The sequence below is a fragment of the Aestuariibacter sp. GS-14 genome, from assembly GCF_006494365.1.
GTDB lineage: Bacteria > Pseudomonadota > Gammaproteobacteria > Enterobacterales > Alteromonadaceae > Alteromonas > Alteromonas mangrovi.
This window is the reverse complement of record NZ_VHIP01000004.1, coordinates 219,618-232,985: the sequence shown is the minus strand read 5'-3', so window position 1 is coordinate 232,985 and position 13,368 is coordinate 219,618. Positions and strand designations below refer to the sequence as shown.

Here is a 13,368-nt window from a genome sequence, read left to right as displayed (position 1 = left end):
AACCAGAACTTAGCCAGAATATTTAACCACACACAAAAAACCCGGTTGCCATTTGTGTAAACCTGTATATACTCACAGTTAACTGTATGGAAAAACAGGCTGTTTATGCGTCCACTAACATCCCGGCAACAAGAAGTACTCGACCTTATTAAGTCAACCATGACCGATACCGGCATGCCGCCAACGCGTGCTGAGATAGCCCGCGAATTGGGTTTTCGCTCAGCCAATGCGGCTGAAGAGCATTTAAAGGCGCTGGCCAAAAAAGGTGTGATTGATATTCTGCCTGGCACTTCACGCGGAATTAAACTGAATATTCCGCTGGACGATGTACCAGAGGAAGAGGGCTTGCCGTTGATTGGCCGGGTTGCTGCTGGTGAGCCCATTCTGGCTCAGGAACACATTGAAACACATTACAAGGTTGATCCTGCCCTGTTTCATCCAAAAGCGGATTTCCTGCTGCGTGTAAACGGTATGAGCATGAAAGATATTGGTATTTTGGATGGTGATCTGCTGGCAGTACACAGAACCACTGACGTGCACAATGGGCAGGTAGTGGTAGCCCGGGTAGACGAAGATGTAACAGTAAAGCGTTTGGAAAAGCGCGGAAGAGAAGTGCTGTTACACGCAGAAAATGAAGAGTTTGCACCGATCAGAGTCGATTTGGCGAACCAGCCATTTAACATTGAAGGTATTGCGGTGGGCGTGATCCGCAACGCAGACTGGATGTAATACGCTGCACCACAATAATGCATTTTAAAACCGGCCTAGTGCCGGTTTTTTTGTGTTTGGCGGGCAGAATTCAATTAACCCCTTCTTTTTACCTCTTTAACAACCGCTGATTTGCCAAAAATTAGTTAATAAACACTTACTCACCTCAATTCGAAAAATTAGCATGTTTTGGACGAAAAATAGCCAGTAATCCAGATTTTAGCGAAAAAGGACTGGACGCAATTCTCACAATGAGTAATTCTTATACAGTGCTTAACAAATAAATAACATAAGTAGCACAAAATATTAAAAGGCTAGTTCAAAAAACAACCATAAAGGGCCTGGAAGCTTTATCTCGCAATGGGGCGGTCTGTGAGACGCTGGCGGGCCTTAACGGAGGTGTTGAGTGAAGCAACTCGAGAGATGCGTACTGAAAGCCTGTACTGCATTGGTTCTGTTAGTAGTCGGAACGACAGCGATTGCTGCGGGAAGTAACGACGTGTCGGCATTAAATTTGCGGCGCGGCGCAACGGAAATCAGTGGACAGGTATACGATCTCCACATGCTGATGTTCTCTATTTGTGTAGGGATTGCAGTAGTGGTGTTCGGTGTCATGTTTGTTTCTATGTACCTGCACAGAAAGTCCCGCGGTGCCAAACCCGCGAATTTTCATGAAAGTGTGAAGGTGGAAATTGCCTGGACGGTAATTCCGTTTTTAATTCTGATATTCATGGCAGTGCCTGCCGCGAAAACCCTGATTGCCATGGAAGATACCACTGAAGCGGATCTTACCGTACTGGTAACTGGTTCGCAGTGGAAATGGCATTACAAGTACATGGATCGCGAAGTCGAGTTCTACTCCCTGCTCGCCACGCAACGCGAACAAATCAATAATCGCTTCGAGAAAGGTGAGAACTACCTGCTTGAGGTTGATCGTCCTTTGGTGATTCCAACCGGTAAAAAAGTGCGTTTCCTGATCACATCTGATGACGTAATCCACTCCTGGTGGGTACCAGATTTTGCGGTGAAAAAAGACGCGAATCCTGGATTTATCAACGAGGCCTGGGCCAACGTGGATGAGCCTGGTGTGTATCGGGGTCAGTGCGCGGAGTTGTGCGGTAAGGATCACGGCTTTATGCCAGTGGTAGTCATTGCCAAAGAGCCCAATGCGTATGAAGCCTGGATCAGCGAACAGGAAACTGTACAGCGTGAGGCGCGTGAAGAAGAGCAACGCCTACTGGCAATGAGCATGAGCAAAGAAGAGCTGATGGCCGAAGGTGAGCGTGTTTACAACGCAACCTGTGCGGCTTGCCATATGCCAAATGGTGAAGGCTTGCCTGGCGTGTTCCCTGCACTAAAAGGCAGCGTGCTGGCTACTCAGAATGATCCTACTGCGCATATCGACATTGTGTTGAACGGTAAAACCGGCACTGCCATGCAGGCTTTTGGCAAAATGCTGAGCCTGAAGGAAATTGCCGCGGTAGTAACCTACGAGCGTAATGCCTGGGGCAACAATACCGGTCAGTTAATTCAACCGAAAGACGTTAATGCCGTCGCAACAGGCCAATAGGAGCGGATCATGAGTAAAGCAACAGACATTGTTAGCCCTGATCACGCAGCGGCTGACCACGACGATCATCACGATCATCATATACCCAAAGGTATAATGCGCTGGGTATTAACCACCAACCACAAAGACATAGGCACACTTTACCTGTGGTTTGCCTTCATCATGTTTTTAACCGGTGGTGCGATGGCTATGGTTATTCGGGCTGAACTGTTCCAGCCTGGATTGCAAATAGTCGAGCCTAACTTCTTTAACCAAATGACTACCGTACACGGTTTGATCATGGTGTTTGGTGCTGTAATGCCAGCCTTTACCGGTTTGGCAAACTGGCTGGTGCCCATGATGATAGGCGCGCCTGACATGGCATTGCCACGTATGAATAACTGGAGCTTCTGGATCCTGCCATTTGCCTTCACTATTCTGCTTGCATCATTGTTTATGGAAGGCGGTGGCCCGGCGTTTGGCTGGACATTCTATGCACCGCTTTCTACCACTTACAGCGGCGACAGTACGGCACTCTTTGTGTTTTCCGTTCACATAATGGGTATTTCATCCATTATGGGCGCGATTAACGTAATTGTGACCATTTTCAACATGCGCGCACCAGGCATGACCTGGATGAAAATGCCACTGTTCGTGTGGACCTGGCTGATCACTGCGTTCCTGCTGATTGCGGTTATGCCGGTGCTGGCAGGCGCAGTTACCATGATCCTTACCGATAAATTCTTCGGCACCAGTTTCTTTAACGCCGCTGGTGGTGGTGATCCTGTTATGTTCCAGCACATTTTCTGGTTCTTTGGGCACCCTGAGGTATACATCATGATCCTGCCAGCGTTTGGCATTATCTCGCAAATCGTGCCTACGTTTGCGCGCAAACGCTTGTTTGGTTACGCATCAATGGTTTACGCCACTGCATCAATTGCGTTGCTCAGCTTTATTGTATGGGCTCACCACATGTTTACCACCGGCATGCCCGTGGCGGCAGAGATGTTCTTCATGTTCGCCACCATGCTGATTTCGGTGCCCACCGGGGTAAAAGTGTTCAACTGGGTGGCCACTATGTGGCGTGGCTCCATGACATTTGAAATTCCCATGATGTTTGCCCTGGCGTTCATTGTGCTGTTCACCATCGGGGGTTTGTCTGGTTTGATGCTGGCCATTACGCCAGTGGATTTCCAGTACCACGATACCTACTTTGTTGTGGCGCACTTCCACTATGTACTGGTAACAGGGGCCATCTTTTCCATTATGGCGGCAGTGTATTACTGGCTACCCAAATGGACCGGACGGATGTTTGATATCACGCTGGCGAAGTGGCACTTCTGGTGTTCACTGATTTCGGTAAATCTACTGTTCTTCCCTATGCACTTCGTGGGATTGGCCGGTATGCCGCGCCGTATTCCGGATTACGCACTGCAATTTGCCGACTTTAACAAGTGGATCAGTATTGGTGGTTTCGCATTCGGTTTGTCTCAGCTGATATTCCTGTGGGTAATGATTAAAGCATGCCGCAAGCAGGGTGAACCAGTGACTAGTCAGGTGTGGGAAGGGGCAGAGGGTCTGGAATGGGAAATTCCGTCACCGGCACCGTACCACTCGTTTGAAACGCCCCCTGTAGTGAAATAGGCAGACTGTTATGGCAACAACTTCCCACACCGCATTGGTAGGAAAGTTAGTCCTGGTTGTAGTGGCCATGTTTGGATTTGGTTTTGCATTGGTGCCGTTATATGACGTGTTCTGCGACATTACCGGCATTAACGGCAAAACCAACGAAACAGCTGCTACGGCCTATGTTGGTGAGGTTGATGAATCCCGCACTATAACGGTGGAATTCATTACCCGCACGCATACGGGCATGCCATGGGAATTTCGGGCGCAAACACATCGCGTAAAGGTGCATCCTGGCGAATTGAATACGGTTGAGTTTTATGTAAGAAACCCCGCTTCAAAGCAAATGGTGGCACAGGCTATCCCGTCGGTTACACCCGGTCAGGCAGCATTGTTTCTGAACAAAACCGAGTGCTTTTGCTTTAACAGTCAGCCACTGAGTGCAGGTGGCGAAGCACTAATGCCAATGCGTTTCTACGTCGATCCACAAATTCCTGAAGACATACATTTTTTCACTGTGCAATACACGTTATTTGACGTCACCGGCGGCAACGGTGGTGACAAAAAAACTAACCCTTTCCTGACTTCAATCACTGAGAATTGAGGTCGAAGGAGAACATTATGCAACAACAAGAGTATCAGAAGTATTATGTTCCGGCACAAAGCATATGGCCTATCATAGGGGCCGTTGCGTTGTTTTTAATTGCAGTAGGGGCCGGTACCTTTGTAATTGAGAGTACGCGTGGCGAGAGTGGCTTTGGGCACAATATCCTGGCAGTAGGCATTGCTGTGCTGTTGGTGATGTTGTTTGGCTGGTTCCGCGATCAGATCAACGAATCAATGAGTGGCCTGTACAGCGATCAGCTTGGCCGTTCTTACCGTCAGGGAATGAGCTGGTTTATCTTCTCTGAAGTGATGTTCTTTTGCGCATTCTTTGGAGCGCTGTTTTATGCACGCGTAATTGCCCTGCCCTGGTTGTCTGGCGAGTCAAACAACGCCATGACCAACGAAGTGTTATGGCCCGGATTTGAAGCGTTCTGGCCTCTCATTCAAACACCCGGAGGCACAACTACTACGGCGATGAGCTGGGCAGGTTTACCCACCATCAACACCATCATTCTGTTAGTGTCATCCGTTACTTTGCACTTTGCTCATGTTGGCCTGGAACAGGGTAAGCGGAAGCAGTTAACGGCAATGTTGGGTGTAACGATATTACTTGGGTGTACATTTTTGTCCTTACAGGTTGAAGAATATATTCATGCCTATCAGGAGCTGGGGTTAACCCTGCAATCAGGTATTTACGGCAATACGTTCTTCTTGCTTACCGGTTTCCACGGTATGCACGTTACGCTGGGAACCATCATACTCATTGTATTGTTCCTGCGTGTGCTGAAGGGCCACTTCACCCACGACAACCACTTTGCGTTCCAGGCTGGTAGCTGGTACTGGCATTTTGTAGATGTTGTATGGGTAATGCTTTACGTATTTGTGTACGTGCTGTAAACGCTAATACGGGCGCGGGTTAGGTGTGATGAGACCGGTAGAAATTGCCAGCAAAATGATCACCACTATAAGGGCTGATGTCATTACCCTGCGCCCAATATATTTGCTCATGGGCTGGTGTTTGGGATTGTTACCTAACATGGCTTTCATGGCCAGAAACAGGTTAAACACCATAAACAGCAACAATCCAACGATTACTATTTTAACTAACATGCCAGTTACTCCTGCCAACGGCCAATCCAAGCGCTCATCAGGTAGGTCCTGGCCGGTTTTGGCAACCCTGATAACCATAATTGCTGTAGCAATAATGGTATCCTTGGGTTGTTGGCAGCTTGCGCGCATGGAACAAAAACAACAACGTTTGCACAGCATAGCGCAAAAAGCAGCTCAGGCGCCAATGCAGGTTTCGCAAGCCTTACAATCTTTTAGCGATGTAAGAGATATACCCGTGTCTTTTAGTGCTGAGGTTGATTCCAGCCGGGCTATTCTGCTGGATAATCAGGTTTATCAGGGGAAGCCTGGCTACGCTGTGATCGTGCCGGTTCGTTCTCAAGAGCAGCAATTCCTAGTTAATTTGGGTTGGGTACCCGCACCAGCTCAACGTGACCAATTGCCGGATATCGTGATGCCTGCCAACGTGTTCAATATGGAGGGCGTAATTTCTGTACCGGGTAACAACCGGTTAATTTCCGAAACCGCCACGCAGTTCAATACTTTTCCGTTGCGACTGCAGCAAATTGACATAGCAAATCTCAATTTTCAATGGGGCACGTCCATGCCCAATATTCTTGTACAGCGAATTGCGTCTGCGCCTGATCTGACTGGCTTTACACCGGTTTGGCAGGCAGTAGTTATGCCCCCTGAAAAGCATCTTGGTTATGCTATTCAGTGGTTTGGCCTGGCGCTCGCCGCTGTCGTTATCTTTTTTTCAGTGTTAATGCGGAGAGCAAACAATAATGACAACTATGGTTCAGACTCAAGAAAGGCCTAAACGCTCCCTCCTGATTATTTTTGCGGTATTTGTACTGCCTGTCGTGCTGGCTAAACTGGCACTTGATGGAGACTGGTTTGAACGCGGCGCCACCAATCGCGGTGAATTATTACAACCCGTTGTATCGCTAACGTCGGTATTGGAAAACCAACCGCCTAGCTGGCGGGTGATGTATATAGTGCCTGCTGCCTGTAATGCAGAGTGCGAAAATGCCCTTTATGCCATTCAGCAAGTGTGGGTAGCCTTGGGTAAAGAAACTGACAGAGCCAAGCCGGCTGTATTTATCACACCATCCAGTGACCCAATGGCTTCTGCGAAGCTTGCTGACTACACCCATATTCAGGCAATGACGGTTACTGCTGAGCAGGCCGCTTCGCTTAATAACACGGCGTTAGTTGATCACCTGTTTATTGTGGATACCCAGGCTAACGCTATGCTGCGTTTCCCGGTTTATGCATTGCGTCAGGACGCAATCATGGGCAGTCGCGATGTGCTGGCAGACTTGCGTAAGTTGCTAAAACTATCGCGTATTGGATAAGGAGTCGTTATGCGTAAACTGGTTGGTTTCAGCATCATACTGGCTGTTGTGGTGATTGTACTGGGCGCATACACACGCTTAACCGACGCTGGTCTGGGCTGCCCTGATTGGCCCGGCTGCTACGGACACCTAACCGTGCCCGAAGCAGAGCATCACGTTGAGGCTGCAAATGAAGCGTACCCTGAACGTCCGGTAGAGGCGCACAAGGCATGGAACGAAATGATTCACCGCTATTTTGCCGGCACATTAGGGCTGTGCATTCTGGCTATTGCCATCATCACACTGATAAAGCGCGAGCCAAACAGGCCGCTAAAACTGCCAATGCTATTGCTTGGTCTGGTGATCTTTCAGGCACTGCTCGGCATGTGGACTGTTACCCTGAATTTGTTACCGGTAGTGGTGATGGGCCATTTGCTGGGTGGGTTTAGTGTACTTACCTGCTTGTTTTTATTGTATTTGCGCCTGTCGGCGTTTCGTCTTGGGTATGTCAATGCCCGCGTTAAACGCTATGCCGGCTTTGCTGCACTTGGGGTGGTGGTGCTGGTTGCGCAAATCGCATTAGGTGGCTGGACATCAGCAAATTATGCCGCGTTGGCCTGTACTCAGTTTCCGGTGTGCGAAGGTAACTGGATGGGCAGCATTGACTTCAATGGTGCCTACAGTGTGCCCGACGCGGATAATTATGAGTTTGGCGCGCACAGCTATCCTGAGCGCATGACAATGCACATAGTGCATCGCTTCGGCGCGGTGGTAACCCTGCTGTATTTAAGCTGGCTCGCACTCACCCTGTTCCGTCGTTCAGGTTCAAGGGTAATAAGGCAAGCTGCAGTGATCCTGGCTTCAGTACTGTTGCTGCAAGTGGGTCTGGGGGTGAGTAACGTGGTATTCAGCCTGCCTCTGAGTGTGGCAGTGTTGCACAATGCCATTGCTGCCTGTTTATTATTGGTGTTGGTGATGATCACTTACACCCTGTATCGAAAAGTGTAGGAGGCTGTTATGGCTAAAACCACAATATTGTCTGACAGTGCATCATCTGCAAAGCCCCTCACCGGATGGCGTGCATCCTGGCGCAATTACTATGAAATGACCAAACCCCGCGTAGTGATGTTATTGCTGCTCACAGCGCTGGTAGGCATGTGTCTGGCTACACCGGGCTGGGTGCCGGTATCCACACTGGTTGCAGGGCTGGCGGGAATTGGCTTGCTGGCGAGTGCTGCTGCGGTCATTAATCACGTGGTTGATCACAAGATCGACAGTCAGATGGCGCGTACGTTTAATCGTCCCGTTGCCAAAGGCAAAGTGAGTGTAAATAACGCGCTGATATTTTCATTTGTGCTGGCCGTAGTGGGTTACGTTGCATTGGAATTATGGGTTAACAGATTAACCGCATTGCTCACGCTGGCCAGTTTATTTGGCTATGCTGTGGTGTACACCATGTTCCTGAAACGCGCCACACCGCAAAACATTGTCATTGGCGGATTAGCGGGGGCAGCGCCGCCGTTACTGGGCTGGACGGCGGTAACTGGTCAGGTTGATCCCTACGCATTGTTGCTGGTGCTGATTGTGTTCACTTGGACGCCACCGCATTTCTGGGCACTGGCGATTCACCGCGAAAAAGACTATGCCAAAGCCAAAGTACCTATGCTACCGGTTACGCATGGTGTGGAATTCACCAAAACCTGTGTAGTGTTATATACCGTGTTGCTGTGTCTGGTTTGTTTATTGCCTTATCTGATTGGTGAAGCCCACTTGCTTTATCTGATGGGCTCATCGTTGTTGAACGCGGGTTTCATGTACTATGCATTGAAATTGAAATATGCAGCTGATCAGCATACCGCCATGACAACATTTAAGTTTTCAATTATTCATCTCATGGTATTGTTTGTCGTATTACTTGCAGATCACTACATACCATTAACACTATGAGTCAAAAAATCTGGATCGCACTTGCAGGCATACTGGCGTTGTCTGCAGGTGCATTTGTTGCCGTTGTAAAGCCTTTCCAGCCTTCCGTCTCAGCGCCCGAATACTTCCAGTATTTTCCCGAGCCCAGAATACTCGCTGACATCAGTTTGGTTGATCAATCAAATACACCTGTTGATAACGGCGTGTTTAGCGGGCATTGGAGTTTGTTATTTCTGGGGTATACCTACTGCCCGGACATTTGCCCCACCACGATGGCCTCCCTTGGAAGAATTTATCCAGAGCTAAAAAGTAATGGTACAGATGCGCCAATTCAGGTAGTGTTTGTGTCGGTCGATCCTAACAGGGATTCACCAGAAAGGCTGGCTTCTTACGTTGAGTACTTTAATACAGAGTTTGTGGCACTAACCGGTGAACACGCTCAATTGTTTCCGTTTGTACGTTCTCTTGGGCTGATGTACGCCATTGCTGAAAGCACAGACAACCCCAACTACCTGGTTGACCACAGCGCCTCTGTGGTGGTCATTGATCCTCAGGGGCGGGCTTTGGGACGATTTAAACCAAAGTATACTCCCGGTGAGCTTGCCGTCAGTGATAGCATACAAATTGCTAATGATTTGCCTTTAATCATAGGTAATTACAAGAAAAACTAATGCCATGTTGAGTGAAATACGTAGCGCCAGATTGGATGATGGCGGCGTTACCGTACCACTTCTGTTTGATGCAGGTAAGCGCTTACTAACAGAAGTCTTTGGTCTGGGCGATCCACAGGTTGCGCAGGATTACCTTGCGTTTGCTTGGCAACAGGGCGGCGGACAATATGGCAGTGACAACCACTGGGTAGCAGAGACAAACGGTGAAGTAACCGGTTTGATCAGTTGCTGGCACAGTCACCTTCCAGAAAATTTTGACCGCGTAACGTTGCAATCCATCGTCGATTTTTACGGCATTGATACGGCACTGGATGTGGTGCTGAAGTCACAGTTGTATATGGCCGTTATTGAACCTCCCATGTTTTTAGAGATGGGCGTTGGCCATATTGCAGTGATTGATTCGGCGCGCCGCTCGGGTGTTGGCGCCGCACTGCTTAAATACATGGAAGAAAAAGCCCGCTCGTTAAAGAAAAATGCCGTCGTACTCAACTGTGAAGTAGATAACCACGGTGCCCTGCGCTTTTATCAGAAAATGGGTTATGCAGAACACCGGGTAAACGACAAGTTCATCCAAATGATCCGCGCCATTCCACTGAACCGTTCTTCGTTTTAAATCCCCGCGTTAATCCGGGAAGTTTCCATTTTTGTCGGCCCTGAAAAACGGTGTTGAATACCAAAAGTAACGACCCGGCATACTGTTTGATGGCGCTGTGCAGTTTACTCGGGAGCGGCCTACAGGCAGCGCTTTGCTGAGTTCGAAACTAAAGCGGTTCGCGTCTGTCTCAACCGGCAACGCATCGCCCTGGTAGTAGCAGGTTACCTGATTTAAACGCAATTGTTTGGCGACGTTTTCATCCAGCGTAACCGTAAAAGGTCCGGGTAATTCAGCACCGGTGAGCTCCGGATTGGACAGTGATACTGAAACTACCGGCATGGCAAAACTGGCCATTTTGGTTTTCAGCGTTGAGAGCTTTGCGTAGGGCCCGGCAGCGGGGAACCGTGGAATAGCGGCTAAATCAGAAAAGGGCCCCACCGCTCCTGAATGTTGCCCAAAGCCGATGTAACCCTGTTCTTTTACCTTGTTTGCCAGCATTTCGTTGTACTCGCCAAACGGATAGGCCAGATATTTGAGCGATTCACCAATGTGCCCGGTGATTTGTTTTTCAGCCTCTTCTACATTTTGCCAAATTCGGGTCAGCCACTGGTTGTTATTCTCACCAGCGTGTTTCTCCAGCATATGCAAATGATCCAGGGTGTGATTGGCAAAGGTTACGCCATCTTTGTGCATAATCTTAACTGTGTCCCAGGTTAACTGGTTCGACTGAACACCAATTACCGAGGGGTTAATGAAAACAGTATAAGGAAAACCATATTCTTTTAGTAATGGATGGGCGTTCTCGTAGATATTGTCGTATCCATCGTCAAACGTGATTGCCAATGCGTTATCGGGCAACGGCCTATTGTGTCTGGCTGCTTCTACAATGTCTTTCAGTGGAAACACTATGTAATTGGCCTTTATGAACGCCAAATGCTCGGCAAATTCCTGTGGGGTTACAGAAGTGCTTCGCGGTGTATTGGTGGCAACATGGTGATACAGGAGGATAACTGCCCCTACATTTTTAAGCTCTTTTGCCTGTACTGCGCTGAATGCGGCGGTAACACCCCAAATCAACATCGAGAAACCGAAGGCTCTCATGATAGACTGCATGCATTCTCCTTATTTGCCCGGACTGCTGTGACCCGCGCTGCGTATTTACAACGGGGTTTGCCCGCTCACATAACCCTGATCACACTGGCAGTGCCCATGATCCTGGCTAACATTACCACGCCCTTACTGGGTTTGGTAGACACGGCCGTTATGGGGCACATGGATGCTTCGGCCCCCCTGGCTGGCGCGTCTATTGGCGGATTAATCCTTACGCAACTTTATTGGGTGTGCGGCTTTCTGCGTATGTCGGCAACCGGATTAAGTGCCCAGGCCAGAGGCAGGCAAAGCGAAGAGGACATTGCCAAAACCTGCTATCAAACGGCATTTGTAGGCGTGGTAATTGGTCTGCTATTGCTAACGTTACAACAACCCGTGTTATGGATGGGTATGGCACTTACCGAACCCTCTGCAACGGTGGCAGGATTTGCCGGGCAATACTTTCATGTGCGGGTATGGGGTGCGCCAGCGGCGTTAACCAATATTGCACTGATTGGCTGGCTGGTGGGCCAACAGAAAACCCGGGCAGTCCTGGTTATACAGGTAGTTGGTAACCTGCTTAATGCCGGATTGGATGTTGTGTTTGTGTGGTCGTTGGGCATGGGCGTTGAAGGCGTGGCGCTGGCAAGTGTAATAGCTGAATACACGATGGCGTTGTTGGGGATTGTTGTTGCCATGCGCCGAATCAGTCATGTAAAGCCAGTTTGGCAGTGGTTTGGACGCAGCGCACAAAAAGTGTTGATGAAACTAAATGGCGATATGCTGCTTCGCAATCTCGCCCTTCAGGCCTGCCTGGCATTTTTAACCATTCAGGGCGCGCGTTATGGCGAAACGGCGACAGCGGTAAATGCCATTCTGATGCAATTCTTTGTGCTAATTGCGCTTGGGCTGGATGGTATTGCTTTCGCCGTAGAAGCTACGGTAGGGGAAGCTGCCGGGGCACAGAATAAACAAGGTGTGATCAGGCAAACGCATCGCGGGCTGATATGGTCCAGTGTAGTGGCAGTTGGCTATGCCCTCACGTTTTACTGGTTTGGCAGTTCAATTGTGTTGCTGCTTACCGACATAGAGGCTTTGTACCTGGCCGCCATGCCTTACCTGCCTCTTATGGTATGGCTGCCGTTACTGGCACACTGGTGCTTTTTATTTGATGGCGTATTTGTGGGACTCACTCGCGCTAAATCCATGCGTAACACCATGATCATCAGTGCGCTGGGGGTGTACTTTCCGGTGTGGTTTGTATTGCGTGACGCTGGTAATGAAGCCTTGTGGTGGGCTCTACTGGCCTTTCTACTCGCCCGGGGGGTAACACTGTCAGGAAGCTTTTACCGGTATTACGTTAATCGTTGCGACGAGCAGGGTTAATGTTTTTGGTAAGCCTGAACCACAGTAGTGCCAGGTAACCTGTCATAGCCCAACCGAACCCGCACAACAGAATAACAATACCGGCATAATACAACGGGAACCACCACCAGGCACCGGCCAGCATGGTAATAAAACCCAGAGCAAATACAATCAGGCCCTGGGTGAATCGATGCCAGCCTTTGGGTGGGGTTACCGTGTCCATGCGCGTTGCAGTGTTGCCCGCTTAGTAATAAGAATGATCGCCTGCTGTGTGCTCGGTGGCATCGCGTACACCTTTTATTTCGCCGGCAAATTGCTCGAGCATTTGCTTCTCGATACCCTCTTTAAGTGTTACGTCAACCATGGAGCAACCGTTACAGCCGCCGCCGAATTGCAGTATAACGTAGCCTTCTTCGGTGACTTCCAGCAACACCACTTTACCGCCATGATTGGCCAACTGAGGGTTTATCTCAGATTCAATCATGTAATTAATGCGTTCTACCAGCGGGGCATCATCGGCCACTTTACGCGCTTTTGCGTTAGGCGCCTTGAGCGTCAGTTGCGAGCCCATCTGATCCGTGACATAGTCAATTTCGGCTGCTTCCAGGTAAGGTACGCTTTCTTCGTCTACAATGGCTTCAAAACCATTAAACGGCAATCGCATATCGGTAGCTTCAACCGCGTCTGGTGGGCAGTAAGACACGCCACACTCGGCGGTAGACGTACCTGGATTGACCACAAACACCCGAATATTTGTGCCAGACTCCTGGTTAGCCAGAAGCTTAACAAAGTGAGCCTGCGCCTCAGTAGATATTGAGATCATGATAG

At 49.3% G+C, this 13,368-nt stretch carries 16 protein-coding genes; 12 read left to right on the top strand and 4 right to left on the bottom strand.

All coding sequences use genetic code 11. From position 1 onward, the window contains the following. Nucleotides 1–105: 105 nt before the first annotated feature. The 5 genes from lexA (at nucleotide 106) to FJ444_RS08880 (ending at nucleotide 5,386) form a co-directional block, all read left to right on the top strand. The gene (lexA, locus tag FJ444_RS08900) at nucleotides 106–729 is read left to right on the top strand and encodes a transcriptional repressor LexA (RefSeq protein WP_140957871.1); all 624 of its coding nucleotides are present in this window, start codon (nucleotides 106–108) and stop codon (nucleotides 727–729) included. A gap of 427 nt (nucleotides 730–1,156) precedes the next feature. After that, nucleotides 1,157–2,278 (top strand): cytochrome c oxidase subunit II, encoded by a 1,122-nt coding sequence (gene coxB / locus FJ444_RS08895; protein WP_255439105.1) that lies wholly within the window; start codon nucleotides 1,157–1,159, stop codon nucleotides 2,276–2,278. Nucleotides 2,279–2,287: 9 nt separating this feature from the next. Then, entirely contained in the window at nucleotides 2,288–3,901 is a 1,614-nt protein-coding gene (gene ctaD, locus FJ444_RS08890; protein ID WP_140957870.1) for a cytochrome c oxidase subunit I, read from the top strand. A 10-nt stretch (nucleotides 3,902–3,911) separates the two neighbouring features. After that, nucleotides 3,912–4,487, top strand: a complete 576-nt coding sequence (locus FJ444_RS08885) for a cytochrome c oxidase assembly protein (protein ID WP_140957869.1) — start codon at nucleotides 3,912–3,914, stop codon at nucleotides 4,485–4,487. Nucleotides 4,488–4,504: 17 nt separating this feature from the next. Next, entirely contained in the window at nucleotides 4,505–5,386 is an 882-nt protein-coding gene (locus FJ444_RS08880; RefSeq protein ID WP_140957868.1) for a cytochrome c oxidase subunit 3, read from the top strand. Nucleotides 5,387–5,389: 3 nt separating this feature from the next. On the opposite strand, the gene FJ444_RS08875 is transcribed toward FJ444_RS08880, so the two are convergent. Beyond that, complete coding sequence (locus tag FJ444_RS08875; protein ID WP_140957867.1) at nucleotides 5,390–5,599, bottom strand: DUF2909 domain-containing protein; 210 nt, start codon at nucleotides 5,597–5,599, stop codon at nucleotides 5,390–5,392. On the opposite strand from FJ444_RS08875, the gene FJ444_RS08870 reads away from it, so the two are divergent. Genes FJ444_RS08870 through FJ444_RS08845 form a run of 6 tightly spaced genes read left to right on the top strand, consistent with a single transcriptional unit; the run spans nucleotide 5,526 to nucleotide 10,104 of the window. Beyond that, nucleotides 5,526–6,377, top strand: a complete 852-nt coding sequence (locus tag FJ444_RS08870; protein ID WP_370298027.1) for an SURF1 family protein — start codon at nucleotides 5,526–5,528, stop codon at nucleotides 6,375–6,377. The genes FJ444_RS08875 and FJ444_RS08870 overlap by 74 nt on opposite strands. Then, nucleotides 6,343–6,915: a hypothetical protein gene (locus FJ444_RS08865; RefSeq protein ID WP_255439093.1), complete on the top strand. Its 573-nt coding sequence runs from the start codon at nucleotides 6,343–6,345 to the stop codon at nucleotides 6,913–6,915. Before FJ444_RS08870 ends, FJ444_RS08865 begins: the two co-directional genes overlap by 35 nt. A gap of 9 nt (nucleotides 6,916–6,924) precedes the next feature. Further along, the gene (locus tag FJ444_RS08860; RefSeq protein WP_140957865.1) at nucleotides 6,925–7,902 is read left to right on the top strand and encodes a heme A synthase; all 978 of its coding nucleotides are present in this window, start codon (nucleotides 6,925–6,927) and stop codon (nucleotides 7,900–7,902) included. A gap of 9 nt (nucleotides 7,903–7,911) precedes the next feature. Beyond that, on the top strand, nucleotides 7,912–8,841 hold the full coding sequence (gene cyoE / locus FJ444_RS08855; protein WP_140957864.1) for a heme o synthase: 930 nt from the start codon (nucleotides 7,912–7,914) through the stop codon (nucleotides 8,839–8,841). Continuing rightward, entirely contained in the window at nucleotides 8,838–9,491 is a 654-nt protein-coding gene (locus tag FJ444_RS08850; protein ID WP_140957863.1) for an SCO family protein, read from the top strand. Before cyoE ends, FJ444_RS08850 begins: the two co-directional genes overlap by 4 nt. Nucleotides 9,492–9,495: 4 nt before the next feature. After that, nucleotides 9,496–10,104 carry a GNAT family N-acetyltransferase gene (locus tag FJ444_RS08845; protein WP_140957862.1) on the top strand — a complete coding sequence of 203 codons (609 nt, stop codon included), beginning with the start codon at nucleotides 9,496–9,498 and terminating at the stop codon, nucleotides 10,102–10,104. A gap of 9 nt (nucleotides 10,105–10,113) precedes the next feature. On the opposite strand, the gene FJ444_RS08840 is transcribed toward FJ444_RS08845, so the two are convergent. Beyond that, nucleotides 10,114–11,199 (bottom strand): polysaccharide deacetylase family protein, encoded by a 1,086-nt coding sequence (locus FJ444_RS08840; protein WP_140957861.1) that lies wholly within the window; start codon nucleotides 11,197–11,199, stop codon nucleotides 10,114–10,116. Between the two features lie 96 nt (nucleotides 11,200–11,295). Here FJ444_RS08840 and FJ444_RS08835 point away from each other — a divergent pair, with 96 nt between their 5' ends. Continuing rightward, nucleotides 11,296–12,561 carry an MATE family efflux transporter gene (locus FJ444_RS08835; protein ID WP_140958052.1) on the top strand — a complete coding sequence of 422 codons (1,266 nt, stop codon included), beginning with the start codon at nucleotides 11,296–11,298 and terminating at the stop codon, nucleotides 12,559–12,561. Here the strand turns inward: FJ444_RS08835 and FJ444_RS08830 are convergent. Both FJ444_RS08830 and nfuA read right to left on the bottom strand, forming a co-directional pair. Then, nucleotides 12,536–12,763, bottom strand: a complete 228-nt coding sequence (locus FJ444_RS08830; RefSeq protein WP_140957860.1) for a hypothetical protein — start codon at nucleotides 12,761–12,763, stop codon at nucleotides 12,536–12,538. The two genes, FJ444_RS08835 and FJ444_RS08830, sit on opposite strands and share 26 nt — an antisense overlap. 21 nt (nucleotides 12,764–12,784) lie before the next feature. Continuing rightward, the gene (gene nfuA, locus FJ444_RS08825) at nucleotides 12,785–13,363 is read right to left on the bottom strand and encodes a Fe-S biogenesis protein NfuA (RefSeq protein WP_140957859.1); all 579 of its coding nucleotides are present in this window, start codon (nucleotides 13,361–13,363) and stop codon (nucleotides 12,785–12,787) included. Nucleotides 13,364–13,368: the final 5 nt, after the last annotated feature.

What these genes read in the sequence shown, in the direction of transcription:
- nfuA (WP_140957859.1), bottom strand. Translation starts at nt 13,363, where the DNA reads ATGATCTCAATATCTACTGAGGCGCAGGCTCACTTTGTTAAGCTTCTG.
- cyoE (WP_140957864.1), top strand. Translation starts at nt 7,912, where the DNA reads ATGGCTAAAACCACAATATTGTCTGACAGTGCATCATCTGCAAAGCCC.
- FJ444_RS08830 (WP_140957860.1), bottom strand. Translation starts at nt 12,763, where the DNA reads ATGGACACGGTAACCCCACCCAAAGGCTGGCATCGATTCACCCAGGGC.
- FJ444_RS08835 (WP_140958052.1), top strand. Translation starts at nt 11,296, where the DNA reads ATGATCCTGGCTAACATTACCACGCCCTTACTGGGTTTGGTAGACACG.
- FJ444_RS08860 (WP_140957865.1), top strand. Translation starts at nt 6,925, where the DNA reads ATGCGTAAACTGGTTGGTTTCAGCATCATACTGGCTGTTGTGGTGATT.
- FJ444_RS08885 (WP_140957869.1), top strand. Translation starts at nt 3,912, where the DNA reads ATGGCAACAACTTCCCACACCGCATTGGTAGGAAAGTTAGTCCTGGTT.
- FJ444_RS08840 (WP_140957861.1), bottom strand. Translation starts at nt 11,199, where the DNA reads ATGCAGTCTATCATGAGAGCCTTCGGTTTCTCGATGTTGATTTGGGGT.
- FJ444_RS08865 (WP_255439093.1), top strand. Translation starts at nt 6,343, where the DNA reads ATGACAACTATGGTTCAGACTCAAGAAAGGCCTAAACGCTCCCTCCTG.
- ctaD (WP_140957870.1), top strand. Translation starts at nt 2,288, where the DNA reads ATGAGTAAAGCAACAGACATTGTTAGCCCTGATCACGCAGCGGCTGAC.
- FJ444_RS08845 (WP_140957862.1), top strand. Translation starts at nt 9,496, where the DNA reads ATGTTGAGTGAAATACGTAGCGCCAGATTGGATGATGGCGGCGTTACC.
- lexA (WP_140957871.1), top strand. Translation starts at nt 106, where the DNA reads ATGCGTCCACTAACATCCCGGCAACAAGAAGTACTCGACCTTATTAAG.
- FJ444_RS08880 (WP_140957868.1), top strand. Translation starts at nt 4,505, where the DNA reads ATGCAACAACAAGAGTATCAGAAGTATTATGTTCCGGCACAAAGCATA.
- FJ444_RS08875 (WP_140957867.1), bottom strand. Translation starts at nt 5,599, where the DNA reads ATGTTAGTTAAAATAGTAATCGTTGGATTGTTGCTGTTTATGGTGTTT.
- FJ444_RS08850 (WP_140957863.1), top strand. Translation starts at nt 8,838, where the DNA reads ATGAGTCAAAAAATCTGGATCGCACTTGCAGGCATACTGGCGTTGTCT.
- FJ444_RS08870 (WP_370298027.1), top strand. Translation starts at nt 5,526, where the DNA reads ATGGCTTTCATGGCCAGAAACAGGTTAAACACCATAAACAGCAACAAT.